This is a genomic window from Flagellimonas marinaquae (assembly GCF_003992675.1).
Classification (GTDB): Bacteria; Bacteroidota; Bacteroidia; order Flavobacteriales; family Flavobacteriaceae; genus Flagellimonas; species Flagellimonas marinaquae.
In genome coordinates this window covers 586617-605894 of the sequence record NZ_RZMZ01000015.1, presented here as the reverse complement: position 1 = coordinate 605894, position 19278 = coordinate 586617, and the positions used below count along the sequence as shown (strand labels likewise).

Below are 19278 nucleotides of genomic sequence, written 5' to 3'. Positions count from 1 at the left end.
GCTGTATAACGATTCATAAAAAAAGAATCGAAAACACCGAATCTATATAAATCAGATTTTAAAACAAAAGAGAACACCTATCCCTTGAATGTTCGTGGTGTTATTATTTTAAAGACGGTACGTTATGCTCTTTGTGCCCTAAAATAAGTATTAAGGTAGTTCATGATTTTGTACAAAAGCCTGTTTTCAATACTTCACGTACTCCACAATTTCCAATCCGTAGCCCACCATACCCACACGTCGCGTTTGGGCAGAATTGGTGAGCAGGCGTATTTTGGAAATGTTGATGTCGTGCAAAATCTGCGCGCCGATACCAAAATCCTTATTGTCCATTTCCACTTTGGGGGCTTTGGTAACCCCTTCGCCCTGCAGTTTTTTAAATTCTGACAATCGGTTCAAGAGGTTCGTGGATTGATTTTCTTGGCTTATAAAAACCATGGCACTTTTCTCCTCTTTGCTCAGTGCATCGAACATCCGTTGCAATGCCTCATCTGGATTATTGGTCAAGGTCCCCAGCATATCGTTGTTCACCAAGGTGGAATTGATTCGCGTCAGCACGGGCTCACCACTCCGCCAATCACCTTTCAGCAGGGCAATGTGGACTTGGTCGTTGGTGGTCTGTTGATAGGCCCTGAGCCGAAACTCACCAAATCGGGTGTTGATGGTAAAAGCTTCCTTCAGCTCTATCAAACTATCGTGTTCCATACGGTAGGCAATCAAATCCTCGATGGACACGATTTTAAGGTCAAACTTTTTGGCCACTTCCATCAACTGTGGCAAACGCGCCATGGAACCGTCTTCATTCATGATTTCCACAATTACCCCTGCAGGTTGCAGACCGGCAAGACGGGCAAAATCAATGGCCGCTTCTGTGTGTCCAGTTCGCCGAAGAACACCACCCTCCTTGGCAATCAATGGAAATATATGTCCAGGTCTGGCCAATTCGTGGGGTTTGGTGGAGGGGTCGGTGAGTGCAAGTACCGTTTTGGCCCTATCACCAGCAGAAATACCTGTGGTAACCCCATTGCCGCGCAAATCTACGGACACCGTAAAGGCAGTTTCCAATGGGTCGGTATTATGGCTGACCATTTTATGGAGCCCCAAATCTTTGCACCTCCCCTCGGTCAAGGGAACGCAGATGAGACCACGGCCATGTTTGGCCATAAAATTGATGGTTTCTGGGCTTATCAGTTCGGCAGCGGCCAAAAAATCACCTTCGTTCTCACGGTTCTCATCATCCACCACAATGATCACTTTGCCTCGCCTAATGTCGGCAATGGCTTCTTCAATGGTGTTTAGTTGTATGTTGTTTTCGTTGGAGATCATTCGTCCTCTGCTTCTTTTTTCTTCTTTTTAAACAATGCTTTTATACGGTCGATAAAATGACCAAAGCCTATCAATCCCTTATCTGCGGTCGCCCTTCGGGTGAGCGATATGCCCAGCGGCAACATGATCATGGTGGGCAGCCAGGCACCAATGGCCGGGTGAATATTTCCTTCCTTGGCATAGTTTCCGGCAAACACCCCGATAAAATAATACGCCAAGAACAAGATAATGGCCACTACCATGGGCAGTCCAAGTCCTCCTTTACGGATGATGGCCCCCAAAGGTGCGCCTACAAAAAATAGGATAATGCAGGATAGGGCAAGTGCATACTTTTGATGCAGCGATAAAATATGGCTGTTGTAAAACTTGTAGCGGCTTTGCAACTCATCTTTTTTGGCGTTTACCGTACTCAGAATACTGGTTACCTCGTTCTGTGCCTTTTTAACCACTTGGAGTTGTTCCCATTGCTGTAGACTCGAAATAAACACATCAATGTCGCGGATGGTATCTTTTTTGGTTTCCGTTTTCTTTTCTGGGACAATGAGTTCCAAGGAATCTACCTTGGGTTCCACGGGGAAGGCTCCCATGCGATTAACCACATTTTTCGAGAAAGCCGTCACTTTTTCGAGATTGTTTTCCCGGAGGGAGTCAATATCCTTGATCAGGCGTCCCACGTTCTTCATTTTGTTGGTAGTGATATTCTGGTCTTCTTCCAAATCCTGATCGTTCAATTCTGAGATGTCGATGTTAATGGTATAGGTCTCGAAATTGGACTTGGCAAACGGATGCTTTCGGCGTTCCGCTGCCTTTTGGGGAATCACCTCTTCATAATAATTCCCATCTTTGAGGACTAATTGGATGATATCCGACTCCTCACTACTGATCAACTCCCCTGTTTTTGCCTTGATTACAGTATTGTTGATGTTTTGATTCGTTTTTTTGTGGATGATAACATTGTCCAGAAAACGGTCCTGCTCGCCATATTTCTTGTCCACTTTGATGTTCATACCTTGGGCGGTGCCCTCAAAATCACTGAAAACACCTTCTGTAATAGCGGCCGCAGGCTTTACCTTGGCAATGTTCCGCCTTAGGTTGAACATTTTTTGTTCGGATTTTGGAATAACATCATTGGCAAAAAAGAAGGTTACCAATCCGAGGAAAAGCACAAAAACAATCAAGCTACGCATGCCACGCTGCAGTGATATGCCGGACGCTTTCATGGCAGCAAACTCATAGTTTTCCGCAAAGGTACCAAAGGTAAGGATAGAAGACAGAAGTACTGTAAGGGGCAAAACCTTATCTACCAGTGTTGGGATAAAGTAGAAAATAAACTTACCAATAATGACCATGCCCAGCCCTTTTCCCGCCAAGTCATCGATGAACAGCCATATTCCTTGAAAAATGAATATGACAATCAGGATGAAAAAAGAACTGAAGAAGTTGTATAAAAATCTTCTTAGTATATACTGGTCAAGTATTTTCAATGCCTAGTTTCTTATAATGTAGTACCCTTTGTCCTCGTATTTTTGCTCGTCAAAGGTAAAAAGCGTACTCGATATGGGCTGATTGGTTTTGAAAGAATTAACGGTAATGGTGGTTTTAGTACCATTGTTCCCAGTCTGATTCAGCTTATAGATATGCTTGGTCTGCGCATCTATGCCCAATAGTATCGATTTGATCTCCGTGTTGGAATCAATGGGAATCAACTTGACATATTGGATTTTTCGGCCCCCGACATTTTGGAGAATATCCCACTGGTAGTTGTGTCCGGTCTTATAAAACGTCAACATTTTGGAAGGACTCACATTATCGTTGTCTTCATTTACATCCTCGATCGTGACTTCCTCGTTCTCGGGAACAACCGTGTACACTTTGTTGCCATCATACAGTTGTTTGGCGCCAAAATAATTGAGCAGGTACTTTTCACCTTGTAGGGTAACATTTCCGTTGGTTTCCTGCTTCAAATCGGCTTCCGTGTTCTCCAAAACAGATTGAAAATCAATATAGATGTTATCGTAGCTCTGCACTTTGTTATATACCTCGTCCAATAGTGCTTTGGCCTTATCAGAGTTTTGGCCGTAGGAAAAGATTCCAGCGGCAAACAAGGCTAAAAATAGGATGCTTTTTTTCTTCATGGTGTTACTTTGCTTCATTTTCCAATAGTTGTTCCAAGGAATACATGTCGGGAATCAAAACCTGTCTTGCTTTGCTGCCTTCAAAAGGCCCTACAATACCAGCGGCTTCGAGTTGGTCGATAATCCTACCGGCCCGATTGTACCCCAATTTAAGTTTTCGTTGGATCAAGGAGGCCGAACCTTGCTGTGCGGTCACAATGACCTCGGCAGCTTCGCGGAACATGGCATCCCTGTCCTCGATATCATTATCAAGACTTGTGCCAGATTCTTCCCCTACATATTCTGGCAGCAGGTGTGCTTCGGGGTAGGCCCGTTGCGATCCAATATAATCCGTAATCTTGGCCACCTCTGGGGTGTCCACAAAGGCACATTGAAGCCTGGTTACGTCATTTCCTTGGGTGTAGAGCATATCCCCACGACCGATGAGCTGGTCGGCGCCCTGTGCATCCAAGATGGTCCTGGAGTCGATTTTTGAGGTCACCCTAAACGCTATTCTTGCGGGGAAGTTGGCTTTAATGATCCCTGTGATCACGTTTACCGATGGCCGCTGCGTAGCAATGATCAAGTGAATCCCAATGGCGCGTGCCAATTGTGCCAATCTGGCAATCGGGGTTTCCACTTCTTTCCCCGCGGTCATGATCAAATCTGCAAACTCATCTATCACCAAAACAATGTAAGGAAGGAACTTATGTCCATCGTTCGGGTTGAGCTTTCTCGCCTTGAACTTGGCATTGTATTCCTTGATGTTTCGCACCATGGCTGTCTTGAGCAACTCGTAGCGGTTATCCATTTCAATACAGAGCGAGTTCAAGGTGTTGATCACTTTGGTGTTGTCCGTAATGATAGCTTCATCGGAATCGGGCAACTTGGCCAAAAAGTGACGTTCAATTTTATTGTAAAGGGTCAACTCCACCTTCTTGGGATCCACAAAGATGAATTTCACCTCGGCGGGATGCTTTTTATAAAGAAGGGAAGTGATTACGGCGTTCAATCCCACCGATTTACCTTGACCAGTAGCACCCGCCATGAGCAAGTGTGGCATCTTTGCCAAGTCTACCACAAAGGTTTCGTTGCTAATGGTTTTTCCAAAGGCAATGGGCAGCTCCATTTCCGCTTTTTGAAACTTGTTCGATGCGATGACCGAACGCATGGAAACGACCGTTGCATTTTTATTCGGCACTTCAATACCCACGGTTCCCTTGCCGGGAATGGGAGCAATGATACGGATTCCCAAGGCTGCCAGCGAAAGCGCAATATCATCCTCCAAGTTTTTGATCTTGGAAATCCGGATACCCGCTTCAGGAACAATCTCGTAAAGTGTCACCGTTGGTCCAATGGTCGCCTTGATCTGGGCAATCCCGATCTTGTAATTTTTGAGCGTGCTTACAATCCGATTCTTGTTTTCCTCCAGCTCTTCTTGGTTGATGGTAATGCCACCCGATGCACCATGGGCATCCAAAAGCTCCAATTGAGGGAATTTGTAATTGCCCAATTCCAATTTAGGATCAAATTCACCGAAATCCTCTACCAATTTGGCGGCTTTGGCATCAGTTTCTTCCTCTTCTTCAACTGGGGTTGTCTCCACTTTTAGGTCGATGTCGGATTCTTCTTCCTCGGGAATATTGACATCGAGCCCTGCTTCATCCAAAGGAGGGATATCCTTTTTATGGGTATACGTATCTATTTTTTCCGGTACGGTATCTTCTGTGGTCAGGGGAATCTGATCTTCATCGTCCTCCATGGAGGAATCCATTGACGGATTCGAAATTTCATCACCTTTGAGTTCCGATTTGATCTGCCGTTTTTGTCTGCGAAAGAAGTTGGCAAAACCTTCTGGGGTAAAATTGAACAAGCGCACCAGAATTACCATCAAAATGAATATTAAAATCAGGAATACCCCGATTTTACCGGTATAATCTTGAAGGAAATCATTCATTTCGTAACCCACAAGACCACCCAACAACGGAAAATCAGCAGCAAAGAACCCTAGGGCAATCGAGCCCCAAATAACGCCTACCAATCCCCAAATCCATTTGGATATCAAACCTTTAAGCTCCAATCCCAGAAATAAATAAAGCCCGGTTACGGCCAATAGAAATGGGAAAACAAAGGAGGCCAATCCAAAGCCCTTGTACATAAAAAAGTGACTCACATTGGCACCAAACTTATTTAGTAGATTACTTGCCTGGGCATTACGATCAGCAAATTGGGACAACATGCTCTGGTCTTCTTGCCATGTGAAGTAAAATGACATGAAGGAGAAGAAAAGTGCAATGCTCAGAACGATCAAAAGACTACCAAAGATGATCTTGTTCTGCTTGGAAAGCTTGAACGAGACCTTTTTAGCGGTATCGGTAGTTTTTTTGGTTTTTGATTTTGTCCTTTTTTTGGCCATCAATAGTGTTTAAGCGGGGCTAAGTTACAAATTTACGTTGCTACTCCTTGTGTTGGATTTTGCTAAAAGATTTTGGGCACGTAGATGATCAAGCCTACAATACTGGCTATAATCGACACTATCATAACGGCGCCAGCGGAAATATCTTTTATCAAACCGATTTTGGGGTCCAGATTCGGTTGGATGTAGTCACAGATTTTCTCAACGGCCGTATTGATACCTTCCACACCCATGACCAGGCCAATGGCCAGTAACTGTATGGTCCATTCCGTTTGGGAAATCTCAAAATAAAAACCGAAAGCGGTTACCACGAGCGCGATAACAAATTGGATTTGGATGCTGGACTCGGTCCGCAGCAACAGGAACATGCCCTTTAGGGCATATCCCACGCTTTTGATACGGTTTTTAAAAAAAGATTCTTTAGGCATCCATCAACGCTTCAAGGGCCGCCTTGTAATTGGGCTCGTCCACGGTCTCGGAGACCTGCTCGGTATAGATTACCTCACCATTCTCATTAACGACCACCACTGAACGGGATAGCAGGCCTTGTAATGGTCCATCGGTAAATTCAACATTGTAGGCTTTTCCAAAGTTTCCGTCTCTAAAATCGGAGAGTGTATCAACTTTATCGATACCCTCTGCACCACAAAAACGTGCTTGGGCAAAAGGTAAGTCCTTTGAGATGCAAAGCACTTTGGTATTACTCAACTCTGCCGCTTCTTGGTTGAATTGACGCACGGATTGCGCGCAGGTTCCCGTATCTATACTGGGAAATATGTTCAATACCACTTTTTGTCCTTTAAAGTCGGACAATTCAACGGTGGACAGATCGTTTTTGACAAGTTTGAAGTTGGGGGCTTGGGTCCCGTTTTCGGGAAGGTTGCCCAATGTGTGTATTTCGTTTCCTTTTAATGTAACAGTTGCCATAATCACAGTTTTGATTTGGAACCAAAAATACTAAAAAACCTTCCACAATCTGGGAATGAAAAGTTGCTTATTTTAGGGCAATTAATTTATTTCTTGATACCTAAATAAATTGAATATATCTGATTTTTAAGTGCCAAACATTCAAATGATTGACATTTTTGATGGCATTTACGCCGAAGTACTGTCAGCCAGTTGCTTGATCTTGATTCGGAAAGCCGCAAACAACAAGGTCATAAACGGACTTAACCAGTTAAAAATCGCATAGAGGGCATATTCGCCGACACCGACTCCCAAAACACCACTGTGATAGGCGCCACAGGTATTCCAAGGCACCAAAACGGAAGTTACAGTTCCGGAATCTTCCAACGAACGACTTAGGTTTTCTGGGGCCAGCCCACGCTCTTCATATGCTTTGGCAAACATTTTTCCCGGTACTACAATGGCCAGATACTGGTCGGAAGCGGTAACATTCAATGCCAAACAGCTACCCACGGTACTCGCAAACAATCCGAACGTAGTCTTAGCCAATTTGAGAAGGGATTCGGTAATACGCTCCAAAGCCCCAATACCATCCATAATACCGCCGAATACCATGGCGCACACTATCAACCAAATAGTGCCGAGCATACCGGACATTCCACCTGAAGAAAACAAATCGTTCAATGCCGGATCGTTGGTGGCAATTTCGGTATCAACGGTTATCGCATTCAAGATACCTTTGTACCCCGTTTCAAAGTTTAGTGCGGTTCCTCCGCCAATGTTGGCCACAATATCCGGTTGAAAAATAAGGGCGAAGACGCCGCCCAGCAAAGTCCCAACCAATAGCGCCATTAGAGGTGGTGCTTTTTTAACAATCATTCCAATGACGGCCAAGGGTACAATGAACAACCATCCATTAATATTGAAGGTCGAGCCGATATTTGCCAACAAGGAGCTGGTATCCGCTTCGCCCGAGGTGTCGATGGTGAATCCTATAATGATAAAGACAATCAAGGTAATCACAATAGTGGGAACAGTGGTATACGTCATGTAGCGAATATGGGAGAACAAATCTCCACCTGCCATGGCGGGCGCCAAGTTGGTCGTATCACTTAAGGGTGACATTTTATCTCCAAAATAGGCTCCGGAAAGCACCGCACCTGCCGTCATTCCCAAAGAAATACCCAGAGCGTCACCAATACCAATCAATGCTATGCCTACAGTGGCCGCAGTCGTCCAGCTACTGCCCGTTGCAATGGAAATAATCGCACAAATAATAACGCTTGCCGCTAAAAATATGGTAGGATTGAGAATCTGTAGCCCATAATAGATCATGGCGGGAATAATGCCGCTTACCAACCATGTTCCGGATAGGGCACCCACCATCAAAAGGATGAGCAAGGCACCTGTGGTAGATCTAACGTTCTCGGCTACCTCCGCAATCATCTGCTCGTAAGACACCTTGTTGAAAATACCAACTATCGCGGCTACGGCGCCGCCCATCAAAAGGATGAATTGGTTGGAACCGCTCAGGGCGTCGTCACCAAAAACAAAAACATTATAGGCCAGCATCGCCACCAAGGCAAAAACGGGTATCAATGCTTCTGTAATGCTGAGTTCTTTGTTTTCTACAATGTGTTCGTCCTCCCTAAACTTTGGTTCTTCCTTTTTGTTTGGCATTTTTGGTCTGAGTTTGTTACAAGGTAATATTACGATTTTGCACCTTGTTGTGCAAACCCGCTATCGGCTACCCTCAGACCAAACTCTTGTCGGTTGACAAAATATCCAGTTTTTCCATGCAATTGCGCATGGTAGTGTAGGTTTTGCGGATATCATTGTCCAAACCAATGGAAAAACGGATGAGTCCTTGGGAAAGTCCCAGTGCTTTTTGCTCTTCTTCGGGTATTTCGGAAGAGGTGGATGTACCCGAAGCGCTGAACAGTGTTTTGTAGAAACCGAGGCTTACGGCCAAATAGCCCAGTTTTTCTTGTTGCATCAGTTCCATGAGGGCATTGGCGCGCTCTACAGAGCCCACATCCAACGTTAGCATGCCTCCAAAACCGTACTCGTGGTTCATTTGGGATTTCATCAATTGGTGGCCTGGGTGACTTTCCAATCCGGGATATACCACTTTAAGACCATCCTTTTCAAACTGTTGGGCCAAATAATGGGCATTTTCACTGTGTTTTTTGATTCGGATGTGTAGGGTACGCATATTTTTCAAAATGGAAGCGGCCCTCAAACTATCCAAGGTACTTCCCAAGAGCATGCCTGCCCCATTATTTACGTCTTTCAGGCTCAAACAGAAATCGGTCGAAGCACAAACGGCGCCCGCAACACAATCGCTACTCCCATTGATGAACTTAGTGAGACTGTGCACTACAATATCCGCTCCTAGCTGCGCAGCATTGATGGTCAGGGGAGAAAAGGTGTTGTCCACCACCAGGGGCATGTCGCTTTTCTTAGCGATTTTGGAAAGGGAAGGGATATCGGCAATTTCCAACAGTGGATTGCTAACAGCTTCACAGTAAATTAATTTGGTTTTGGGGGTGATGGATTTTTCCACCGTTTCCAAATCGGTAATGTCCACAAAGGACACTTTAATGTTGAATTTTTTGACGAAATTCTTCAGGAAGGCGTAGGTTCCCCCGTAAATGGTTCGACTACAAACAATATGGTCATTCGAATCACAAAGCTGTAAAAGCACTGCGGTAATTGCACCCATGCCACTGGCATACACATTGGCCGATTCCGTTCCCTCCAATTGTGCCATGGCCTCTCCTAAATATAGGTTGGAGGGGGAAGAATGACGACTGTACAGGTAACAACCTTCGGTGTTGCCCTCAAAAGTGTCGAACATGGTCTTCGCTGATAGAAAAGTATAGGTTGATGAGTCTGAAATAGAAGGATTTACGCCTCCGAATTCACCAAAATATTGAAGGTCCTGAATATGTTCTGATGCTTTGTAGTCCATAATGTACTGTTTTTGATAAAATTAGAAATAAACCGACCCATTGTCAACACCTATTATGAATTATAGAATTTAAGTCTTTTTATGATAAAATATTAGGATAATATTCAAATATGAATCATTTTAGCCATATTCACCAGAAAAATTATCAGGATGAAACTGGACAAAATAGACATTGAGTTGATACGTCTACTCCAAAACGATAGTAAAAAAACAACCCAACAATATGCCGATTTGCTCCATTTATCAAAAACCGCAGTCTACGAACGTATTCGTCGTCTGGAAAGGAATGGTGTGGTCACCCAATACACCGCCTTGGTGGACAAGGTTAAGGTAGGACGTGATTTTATGGTGCTCTGTCAGATTCGTTTGGTACAACATACCAAGGAAAACGTGATGCTATTTGAACGAGAGGTCTTGCAGCTCAAAGAGGTCTCCGAATGTTTTCACGTAGGCGGCGATTACGATTATGTGCTCAAGATTTATGTGAAGGACATGAAAAGCTATCGGGAATTTATGTTGACCAAACTCACGGCCATTGCGAATATTGGAAACACCCAAAGCTCTTTTGTCATCAATGAGGTAAAGAACAGCCCGTCGGTACACATTTAGGTCGGTTGGTTCCCCTTTTTGACATCTCTATCCGGACTTGCAACTTTTCAGCTCTTGTAAAAACATACTTTGATTGCCATTGATGCCCGCTAGTTCCAGTTAGAATGGTCATTATAAAACCGCCCTAATCGCCTCGGCCATTTGTTTTGCCCTTGCTTTGACCTCAGGTTCCGTCCATCCCAATTTGATCAAACACGAAATGTTCCGGGACATCCATTGGTCTGATTCGGAAAAATCGGCTTTGCTGTAATCGGGCAGGGACTCTACAACGTCTTTGGGTAGTTTGCCCAGCGACTTCAGTTCGGTCAAGTGCCCCCATTTTTTGTAGTAGTGCCAGTTATTGTCAAACCAATAAAAGCAACCATCCACCCCAGCTTCAATCAGCTCTTGATGCGCTATTTGCGCCAATTCCCCTGAAGGCATAAAGAAATTCAGAAAGGAGTAGTTTTCCTCTCCCCCTTCGGGTACGGTTCTAAACACCATCTCTGGGATATCGGACAGGGCTTCCCGCAAAATGGTATAGTTCCGCTTTTGAATGTTCAAAAACTCATCCAATCGGGCCAATTGGGCCACCCCAACGGCTGCGTTCATCTCGGAGATACGGAAGTTGTACCCTAAAAAAGGGTGTTCCTCCGCTCCCCTATTGTTTCCAATGTGGTCATGACCGTGATCGGAGTATTTATGGGCATTTTCATAATAGGCCTCGTTATTGGTGATCAATGCTCCACCCTCCCCACAGGTAATGGTTTTTACATAGTCGAACGAGAAACAGCCCAAATCACCTACACTGCCCAAGGGCTTTCCATGGTAAGTTCCTCCAATAGCTTGACAGGCGTCTTCGAGCAACAATAGCCCATGTTTGTCACAAATAGTTTTTAAAGCATCCAAATTGGCCATGGAGCCGCACATGTGCACGGGCATCACCACTTTGGTTTTTGGGGAGATTGCTTTCTCCACTGCTTGGGGCTTTAAGGTTAGGGTGTCGTCGATATCAACCAGTACCGGGACGGCCCCCAAAGCCAAAATGGACTCAAAACTGGCCACAAAGGTAAAGGTGGGCATGATCACTTCGTCCCCCGCTCCAATTCCTGCACTGGCCAAGGCCACGGTTAACGCTGCGGTTCCACTGCTCACCGCATGGGCGTATTGGGTCTGCATACGATGGGCCAAGCCTTTTTCGAGCTCCAGGGCTTTCCAATGTCCGTTGCGCATCGCATCAAAACCATAGCGCATCAGCACTCCGGAGTCCAGTACGTTTTGTACTTCGGCTCTTTCCTTGTCTCCAAAAAGTTCAAATCCAGGCATAACTCTATTTTATATTAAAAAAACCATAGTTTGATGGCCATTGCCAAGACAGCTATGACCAAAAATGTTTTGATGAACCCGTCCCCTTTTTTTACAGAAAACCTGCTGGCGAACCATGCGCCAGAGCCGTTCCCAATGGCGAGGATAAAGCCCAATTTCCAGTCTATCTTATCGTTGAACGCAAAAACGGCCAATGCCGCCAACATATATACAAACACGACCGCGACCTTGGTGGCGTTGGACCTTACGAGGTTCATGCGATTAAAGTAATGCAAAAAAAGCATCATTAAAAATCCTAGCCCCGCATTGATAAAACCGCCATAAATCCCGAAAAAGAAAAAGACGATCAATGCCACCCAAAGGTATTTGCCCGTAAGCCGTTCCTGCATCTCCTCCAACCGCATCTTTGGCTTGAAAATAATGATGAGTACCACGGCAATCATGACGATGGCCAAAATCCGATTAAAGGTTTCCCCATCAATATCCACAGCAATATAGGCCCCGATGATGGACCCCATGAAGGCGGCAATGCCCAAATACAGATTGAACGGAAAGGTGGAAACACCCTTACTGCGAAAACCGGCCGTACCAAGCGCGGTTTGCACCACAATGGCTACCCTGTTGGTACCATTGGCCACAGCGGGCGGCAATCCCAAAAAGATGAGCGTGGGCAATGATAACAGCGACCCACCTCCTGCTACCGTATTTATAAATCCGACCGCAAAACCTACAGCAATCAATAGTAAATAGTGGTACCATTCGAGCATAGCGGCAAAGGTATAACCATTGTTTAAATCGGCATACTGATTTACGTAAACTTTGACTGGGTTTAAGGTTGCAAATAATATGCTCATGAATTACACAATAATGCAAAAAGGTCTTTTGGGATAAGAAAAAGCTTTATATATTTGCACCCGCTTAGGAGGAATGGCAGAGTGGTCGAATGCGGCAGTCTTGAAAACTGTTGAGGGTCACACCTCCGGGGGTTCGAATCCCTCTTCCTCCGCAACCAGGCGCAAAGCTTGAAAATAAAAAACCGCAGAGTTGACTCTGCGGTTTTTTTATTTTAAGGGTTTAGGCATTTGCAAAATCGTAAGAGGGAGGTTGAAAAAAACCCTTTCACCAATGGCAAAAGGGTTATTCATATTCTATAGCAAGAAAACAATGTTATACTATTCGGAAACGATAAATAGACTTGCGATGGCAACGGCATCGTCACCCGACAGGGGCTCGTCGTAAGCCTCGGTAGATGCTTCCATGCCAAATGGGGCGTCGTTGCCCAATGTGGTGACATCCACGCCACCTTGAATCACATTCTCCTCACCATTGTACACGGCTTGCGTAGCTTCTGGCATTCCAGCACCACGCTCGTTGTTGGTGATCCATCCTTTTAAGCCTCTCAATCTCCGTACCTCGGAGGCGTGCATGGCCTCAACAGCGTGTATCTGTAGGGCCGGGGTCAAAAAGTCGGACCCCAGCAAATTTCCGGCTTGCCCCTTGTACGCTCGCACTCCCGTATCTTCAAACGCTTGTGCCAAGGCCAATAACTGGGCGTAGGCGGTCTCCTGCCCCACTCCGTTTTCGTTAAATGGGTCAAAGGCACCTCCAGCCGTAAAATCAAAAGTGGGTTTCTCCACGGGAGTAACTCCTGCTCCTTCAAGACCTGCAATCAGAAAATCGACATGGGCCTGCTCGTGCTTGGAAATCTGCATATACACCGTTTCGGGCCTACCGCTTGGCAATACGCCAGATTGTAATGCCAAGTCGTAGAACTCGTCCTCCAAATACTCCAAGGTCAGGGCCAATTGCAATGCACCTACCGGGTCGGTTCCGGAATCTTGGGCAAAGGTCTTGTTGGGCATGGTGGCCAACCCAAAGGGAATGGCCCCGAGTACCGCTTTTTTGCCAAGGGAGCCCAAGGTGCCGAACATGGCACGACGCGAAGGTTTTCCCTCCAAAAGTGCTTCGTTTGTAAATCCGTCCAAAAATTTTATAATATCCATTTTGTATCTCTTTTTTAAGGTTTAAGGTAAATTGTTTGCTGTGAAAGGAGTGGTGATAAAGCCAGTATCCCCGACAGCAGCAAGAATAGCAGAGGGGTCCAAGGCAGCTGCCAAACCGTTGTCGGTGGTTACATAATCGTCTCCCGCAAAATCAGCCGAACCTGGATTGAGGAGTGTTCGGATTGCGGAGGCATGCCTTGCCTCAACCGAAACAATCTTACCCGCCAACAGCAAATAACCGGGGTCGCTGATCAAGCGGCCGGCACCATTGTAGGCGGCCACTCCCGTATCTTCCAATACGCTTGCGGTGGTCAGCACCTGTTCGCGATTACCAAAATCGAGGTCACCGTAGTCAAATTCCAGTGTGGGAAGGACCAAGTCCGTGTTTCCATCCACGGCAGCCGTAATGGCGGTTTTGAAAAAGTCCCTATGGTTTACCTCATGATAGTAGAGGTCGGTCAATACTTGGCGCTCCTCATCGGTGATGTTACCATAAAAGGAGTTTACCACTTTGGTGTAGAAATCAGCCTCCAATTGCTCTAAGGCGTAGGCATAGTTGAGAACGCCCAAGTCGCCTTGACCAAGGTCGAAGATATCGGGATTTGGGTTGGGGTCCGGGTCGGGCATCATTGCCATTCCGTTGTCATCGTTGCTACAAGCCACCAATAGGCTGGCCCCTACAACTCCCATACCGCCCAATTTGATGAACTGTCGGCGGTTAGTGGCCTTTTTTACAGGTTTCACTTTGACTATACTTTTTTCCATAAGGCTAATTGTTTAAATGATTAATACAACCTTACTTACGAGGTATATGCAAAGCGGTTTGGTTAAAAGTGTTAAAATTATGTGAAGAAAAATAGGCGGGTCACTTATTGAAAAGATGATATTGTTGGGCAAAAAAAAGGAAAGGCTGTCTAAAAAGCGGTTTACGTGTCAGTTCGAGCGCAGTCGAGAACTTAAGGCATACTGATAAAATAGCTTTAGCCTACCTGTCTGCCGCAGCTAGGCACTCAACTTTACAAAGTTTAAATATTACCGCTTCTAAGAAGCTCGCTTCAAATACATTTTCGTTAGTGTTCCTCTGGCAAGTGGATGGTAACCATCAGTCATTTTCGGGCATGGGGCGGTCCTCGTAGAAGTCCTTGAACGTCTTTTCTGTGGTGTAATCGTCCCTCAGCACCTTGTAGACGGTAATAATGAGCGCTACTTGCCCCAAAACAGTGAGGTAAAACACCCAGTTAAAAGCCAAGTCCATTGCAGCGAATAGTGTCACCGTTACCAAAACAAGGGTTGTCAAACCCAGCCAGTCCATCGCAGAAATCTTCATCCTTTAGGTTTTTTATTGTTTTGTTTAATTTTAACCTAAGATAGTTAAACATTTTGTATCTTTCGCAAAATTGCTGTTAAAAAAAAGACTGTTAATCCTTAAATCTAGAGGCCTCATGTTCGGATTGTTCAAGAAGAAAACTGAAAAAGAAAAACTACAAGAAAAATACGCCAAGTTGTTGAAAGAAGCCCATGCGCTATCCACCACCAACCGAAAGCTCAGCGATGAAAAAGTCTTTGAGGCGGAAGAAATCATGAAAAAAATAGAACAGTTGGATTAAGGTCCACTCTCCCCCATTCCCTCCCCAGTTGTTACTTATCGGATACACGGACACAATAGCGTCCTAATTCTGATGAACCACTACCTGTACATAACTTATATCCCTTGAGGTTAAATCCTGCTTCCAACCTTTGGTTGGAAATGCTTGGCCTGTCAGTTAAAAATGATGCGGCGTATTGGTTTTATGCCTATTTTGGGGATATAGAAGTGTATTTTACGTTTCTGTAAGCAAGTTTAAGCACCCTATGAAAAAACGCATTCTACATTTATTTACATTTTTTCTAATGACAATATTTATGTCGGCTCAAGAATGTGAATATGTTGAATATTATCGAATTGTGGATTCCGCCAAAAAAGATTATTCAAAGCAAGATTTTAAAGAAGCAAACCAAAAATTTAAACTTGCTTTTTCAAAAACTGACTTTCCACTCGGACACGATTTAAGCTACGCCTTGATATCAGCAATTAAGTCAAAAGACGATTATTGGGCAGGATCAATTGCAGAAAGTCTGGCTAAAGGAGGAATTCCTTTGCGATATTTCGGAAAATACCAAAAAGAAAAATGGTATAAAAAATTCAGTTCTGAATTTGAAAATTACTCAACATACTACAAAGACAGTTTAAACCTCGTTTTAAAGGATAAATTGTTATCCTTGCTTGAAAAAGACAGAGAATTCAATAGTAAATACCACGAATGGAGAACACGAGAAACTGAACTGACTTTACAAGAGCTAATCAATGGAGCGAATGAAATACTTGAAGAATTTAAAACTCTGACCGAAAATTATGGATTCCCAAACGAGCGAATTATGGGTTACAATTATGTTCGGAGAAAAAATGCAATTGAACCTTTTCCAATTGAGGCCCTAATAGTACATATTTATCAAAGAGGAGTTCTAATATTTGAGAATGAAATTCCAAAAATTGTTTGTGAAGGTGGGTTACACCCTCAATGGATTGAAACATTGAAAAAAATACGTGGATTTGGAGATAGCACTGGAATAGAACAGGAAATGAAAGCGAGATATGCGAAATATAGAAGAATTTAATAAAATACGTTTCCTAACAGCGTGTAAGCACAATAACATCTGAATTTTCTAATCGGAATTTCAAGCCTTTTTATTAAAATAGTTGCGTCAGCGTAAAGTACTCACGCACTTTTTCGTTACTGTCGCATAAACAAAACCGTTAATGCCACAACACAAAACAGAAGTATGGATAACGAAAGTAAACTTTTCATTATCAAATCAATTCATACTTTAATTTGGGTATTTTTTGTTTCAATAATTATTTACATCCTGTATTCCGGGCTAACGGACAACCTAACATTGTATACCTGGATGGGTATCGGATTGATTATTGGGGAAGGGTTAATTCTCTTACTGTTCAAAATGTCCTGCCCCCTCACCGTCATCGCGCGAAACTACTCGCAATCCCAAAAAGACAACTTTGACATTTTCTTACCCAACTGGCTGGCAAAGCATAACAAACTTATCTTCACATCCATTTTTGTGATAGCACTGATCATGGTGATATATCGGTCGTTAACTTGAGTTCCCAATGAAAGTTCATGAATAGCAGGAATGTCCCGTGCTCCAAAGGAGCATTCTTTAAAATCACTACCTTTAAATTAAAATACTGGTAACCGAAATGTTCTTCGAACCGTAAAACACAAATCATCTGCATTCACTTTTGCCCACCATAAAACAGATACGCATGAAACACATCAAACCCTTTTTTTACCTACTGCTATTCCTGTCAAATGTCCTAGTCGCGCAAGGTCTAAAGCAAGAAAAGATGGAACAGCTCCAATTTTTGGTCGGGGAATGGGTGGGCACTTCAAAAATCTATGAAAACGGAGTTTTGACCAAGGAAGGGGCAGCCTACGAGCATATTTCCTATGACTTGGAAAAGCATATTCTGGTCATTGAGCTGAACACTGAGTTTCTACAACTCCATACGATTGTCCTGTACGACGAAAAAGACCAAAAATATTACTATCACCGATTTTCCAAAGATGGGGCGGCCATTTATCCCGCAGAATTTAAGGAGGGTCAGCTCATTGTATGGAAGAACGATACCACCCGATTTTTCTTCGGCAGCACTCCCAACGGTGGCTTTCGGGAATATGGCGAACAACTGGTCAACGGAAAATGGATAAAAACATTCGAAGACACCTTTATCAATACGCAATGAAAAGCCAAATCCAAAAATCCAAAGGTAGCGGCGCAAGGCCCGCGATGAAACTAGAGCATATGAAACAACTCATTTTATGGTCATTTGTCGGACTCCTTCTATTGAGCTGTAATGGCAACAAAACCATTTCCGAAGAAGAAAAGTCCCAGGTTGTGGACGCATTGAACGAAATCATGGAACTCGACCAGAAATATGCTGGGATTGCATCCAATGAGCTTCGGGAAAAACACGGCAATCAGAAGGCTTGGGAAATTTTTAAAAAGCAACGGGACAGTATCGGACTGCTCAATAAAAATAGAATAAAGGAATTGTACAGTAAATACGGGTACTTGGGGGAGCAAAAAGTTGGGGAAGACGCCGCTACCGATTTTTGGGTGGTAATCCAACATGCAGATAATGACATCCCATTTCAACAGGAAATGTTGAAAGCCATGGAAACGGAAATCGCAAAGGGTAGCAAGGATAAATACCACTATGCGATGTTGGAAGATAGAATCAATGTCAACCTCAACAAACCGCAACGTTTTGGAAGTCAGTTTACCTACAACGATTTGGGGCAGGCCATTCCAAAAAACGGACTGGTGGATTCCACTGCCGTCGACAGTTTGCGCAAAGCGCACTCCATGCCCGATTTTATCGAATACTATAACCAAATGACCGAAATGCACTTCGAAATGAACAAACAATTATTTTTGGACAAGGGCATTACAGAGCCTCAGCTGTATGGAAACTAAAAAAGAACTGCGCAACCGCTGCTGGATAGATATTGATGGAAAAAAGTTTTTTGGTCCGGGACGGGCGCAATTGTTGGTGATGATCGATAAAAACGGTTCACTGTCCAAAGCGGCCAAGGAAATGGGCATGTCCTACCGCAAAGCCTGGTCCATGGTGGAAGATATGAACCAAAGAGGCCAACAACCCTACGTGGAACTGCACAAGGGCGGTACGCAAGGCGGCGGTGCCGAATTGACGGAAAGGGGGAAAAAAGTACTTGCTGCCTTTCAAAACATGAGCGACAAGATTCAAGCAACCTTGGAACAACACACTGAAGAAATGTTGGGGCTGATTTAGATCTTGATACCGAATCCGTGAAGTAGAATCAACCGAAAACCCACATACAGTACCAAAATAGCCGTTAGCACGCCTAAAAACTTCAGATTGAACCGTTTATTGGACAAATAAGAACCGATACTTCCACCAATCACAACGGCAACAATCAATTGTAGCAGCAAATCGTTGTTCAGTTGGAAGGTTCCCGCCATATTCAGGCCAATCAAACCAGCAATGGAGTTCACTAAGATGAACACGGATGCCAGCGAAGCGACCACTCTAGGGTTTTCCCATTTGAGCAGGTTGAGCACTGGCGATAAAAAAATACCGCCACCTATACCAGATATTCCGGAAAGTAAGCCAATGCCACCACCAAGCGCCAACTTCTTTGGATTAGAAAACTTCCTTGAATCCAGTTTTTTCTTTGCAAAGCGAAGTAACATGAAGAATCCGGCCATCACCAAGGCTGCGCCCAAAATCAAGAAGAACGTAGTTTGGGACAAACGTATTTGAGCACCGAGATAAGCAAAAGGAATGCTCATGGCCAAAAAGGGCCAGAACAACTTGAGATCAAAAACCCGATTACGAATAAAAACCAGGGTCCCGATGGCGACCACACAGATGTTTAAAATGAGGGCAATAGAGCGGATTTCATAAAAATCGGTGAGAAAAAGGCTTAAAATAGCCAAATAACTCGACCCACCTCCAAATCCTACGGAGCTATAAAAGAGCGCAATCAGAAAAAAAACGATGGGTAAGTATTCAACGCTCAT

20 protein-coding genes and 1 tRNA gene are annotated in these 19278 nt (G+C 44.2%); 7 read left to right on the top strand and 14 right to left on the bottom strand.

Annotated features, from left to right (window positions below; all coding sequences use genetic code 11):
• Positions 1-186 precede the first annotated feature (186 nt).
• From ribB to EO130_RS12100, 8 genes are all read right to left on the bottom strand, one after another.
• On the bottom strand, positions 187-1326 hold the full coding sequence (gene ribB, locus EO130_RS12135; RefSeq protein WP_127141769.1) for a 3,4-dihydroxy-2-butanone-4-phosphate synthase: 1140 nt from the start codon (positions 1324-1326) through the stop codon (positions 187-189).
• A complete protein-coding gene (locus EO130_RS12130) occupies positions 1323-2810 on the bottom strand; it encodes an LptF/LptG family permease (protein ID WP_127141768.1) in 1488 nt (495 codons plus the stop codon). The genes ribB and EO130_RS12130 overlap by 4 nt, the downstream gene beginning before the upstream one ends.
• Before the next feature lie 3 nt (positions 2811-2813).
• Positions 2814-3461 (bottom strand): outer membrane lipoprotein periplasmic chaperone LolA1, encoded by a 648-nt coding sequence (gene lolA1 / locus EO130_RS12125; protein WP_127142085.1) that lies wholly within the window; start codon positions 3459-3461, stop codon positions 2814-2816.
• Between the two features lie 4 nt (positions 3462-3465).
• The gene (locus EO130_RS12120) at positions 3466-5856 is read right to left on the bottom strand and encodes a DNA translocase FtsK (RefSeq protein ID WP_127141767.1); all 2391 of its coding nucleotides are present in this window, start codon (positions 5854-5856) and stop codon (positions 3466-3468) included.
• A 62-nt stretch (positions 5857-5918) separates the two neighbouring features.
• Positions 5919-6284 (bottom strand): diacylglycerol kinase family protein, encoded by a 366-nt coding sequence (locus tag EO130_RS12115; protein ID WP_127141766.1) that lies wholly within the window; start codon positions 6282-6284, stop codon positions 5919-5921.
• Positions 6277-6783: a thiol peroxidase gene (gene tpx / locus EO130_RS12110; RefSeq protein WP_127141765.1), complete on the bottom strand. Its 507-nt coding sequence runs from the start codon at positions 6781-6783 to the stop codon at positions 6277-6279. The genes EO130_RS12115 and tpx overlap by 8 nt, the downstream gene beginning before the upstream one ends.
• A 168-nt stretch (positions 6784-6951) precedes the next feature.
• Positions 6952-8442: a Na+/H+ antiporter NhaC gene (nhaC, locus tag EO130_RS12105; protein WP_127141764.1), complete on the bottom strand. Its 1491-nt coding sequence runs from the start codon at positions 8440-8442 to the stop codon at positions 6952-6954.
• Between the two features lie 73 nt (positions 8443-8515).
• Positions 8516-9736, bottom strand: a complete 1221-nt coding sequence (locus EO130_RS12100) for an aminotransferase class I/II-fold pyridoxal phosphate-dependent enzyme (RefSeq protein WP_127141763.1) — start codon at positions 9734-9736, stop codon at positions 8516-8518.
• 150 nt (positions 9737-9886) lie between these two features.
• Between EO130_RS12100 and EO130_RS12095 the strand changes: the two genes are divergently transcribed.
• Positions 9887-10345: an Lrp/AsnC family transcriptional regulator gene (locus tag EO130_RS12095; RefSeq protein ID WP_127141762.1), complete on the top strand. Its 459-nt coding sequence runs from the start codon at positions 9887-9889 to the stop codon at positions 10343-10345.
• 111 nt (positions 10346-10456) lie between these two features.
• Here the strand turns inward: EO130_RS12095 and EO130_RS12090 are convergent, their stop codons facing one another.
• Together EO130_RS12090 and EO130_RS12085 are read right to left on the bottom strand one after the other, a co-directional pair.
• The gene (locus EO130_RS12090; RefSeq protein ID WP_127141761.1) at positions 10457-11650 is read right to left on the bottom strand and encodes a DegT/DnrJ/EryC1/StrS family aminotransferase; all 1194 of its coding nucleotides are present in this window, start codon (positions 11648-11650) and stop codon (positions 10457-10459) included.
• A 14-nt stretch (positions 11651-11664) separates the two neighbouring features.
• On the bottom strand, positions 11665-12417 hold the full coding sequence (locus tag EO130_RS12085) for a sulfite exporter TauE/SafE family protein (RefSeq protein WP_127142084.1): 753 nt from the start codon (positions 12415-12417) through the stop codon (positions 11665-11667).
• Positions 12418-12571: 154 nt separating this feature from the next.
• Here EO130_RS12085 and EO130_RS12080 point away from each other — a divergent pair.
• Positions 12572-12656, top strand: a tRNA-Ser gene (locus EO130_RS12080).
• 166 nt (positions 12657-12822) lie between these two features.
• Here the strand turns inward: EO130_RS12080 and EO130_RS12075 are convergent.
• The 3 genes from EO130_RS12075 to EO130_RS12065 all read right to left on the bottom strand — a co-directional run bounded on the left by EO130_RS12075 (position 12823) and on the right by EO130_RS12065 (position 14980).
• Positions 12823-13653 carry a ferritin-like domain-containing protein gene (locus tag EO130_RS12075; protein WP_127141760.1) on the bottom strand — a complete coding sequence of 277 codons (831 nt, stop codon included), beginning with the start codon at positions 13651-13653 and terminating at the stop codon, positions 12823-12825.
• A 21-nt stretch (positions 13654-13674) separates the two neighbouring features.
• Positions 13675-14418, bottom strand: a complete 744-nt coding sequence (locus EO130_RS12070; protein ID WP_127141759.1) for a ferritin-like domain-containing protein — start codon at positions 14416-14418, stop codon at positions 13675-13677.
• Positions 14419-14755: 337 nt separating this feature from the next.
• Positions 14756-14980, bottom strand: coding sequence for a hypothetical protein (locus EO130_RS12065; protein ID WP_127141758.1), 225 nt, complete (start codon positions 14978-14980; stop codon positions 14756-14758).
• A gap of 115 nt (positions 14981-15095) precedes the next feature.
• Here EO130_RS12065 and EO130_RS12060 point away from each other — a divergent pair, with 115 nt between their 5' ends.
• The 5 genes from EO130_RS12060 to EO130_RS12035 all read left to right on the top strand — a co-directional run bounded on the left by EO130_RS12060 (position 15096) and on the right by EO130_RS12035 (position 18526).
• Positions 15096-15260 (top strand): Lacal_2735 family protein, encoded by a 165-nt coding sequence (locus tag EO130_RS12060; RefSeq protein WP_127141757.1) that lies wholly within the window; start codon positions 15096-15098, stop codon positions 15258-15260.
• Positions 15261-15504: 244 nt separating this feature from the next.
• A complete protein-coding gene (locus EO130_RS12055) occupies positions 15505-16308 on the top strand; it encodes a hypothetical protein (RefSeq protein ID WP_127141756.1) in 804 nt (267 codons plus the stop codon).
• A gap of 667 nt (positions 16309-16975) precedes the next feature.
• Positions 16976-17455 (top strand): hypothetical protein, encoded by a 480-nt coding sequence (locus EO130_RS12045; protein ID WP_127141754.1) that lies wholly within the window; start codon positions 16976-16978, stop codon positions 17453-17455.
• Positions 17456-17514: 59 nt separating this feature from the next.
• A complete protein-coding gene (locus EO130_RS12040) occupies positions 17515-18189 on the top strand; it encodes a DUF6624 domain-containing protein (protein ID WP_127141753.1) in 675 nt (224 codons plus the stop codon).
• On the top strand, positions 18179-18526 hold the full coding sequence (locus tag EO130_RS12035; protein WP_127141752.1) for a winged helix-turn-helix domain-containing protein: 348 nt from the start codon (positions 18179-18181) through the stop codon (positions 18524-18526). Before EO130_RS12040 ends, EO130_RS12035 begins: the two co-directional genes overlap by 11 nt.
• Here EO130_RS12035 and EO130_RS12030 read toward each other — a convergent pair.
• Entirely contained in the window at positions 18523-19278 is a 756-nt protein-coding gene (locus EO130_RS12030; RefSeq protein ID WP_127141751.1) for a sulfite exporter TauE/SafE family protein, read from the bottom strand. The genes EO130_RS12035 and EO130_RS12030 overlap by 4 nt on opposite strands.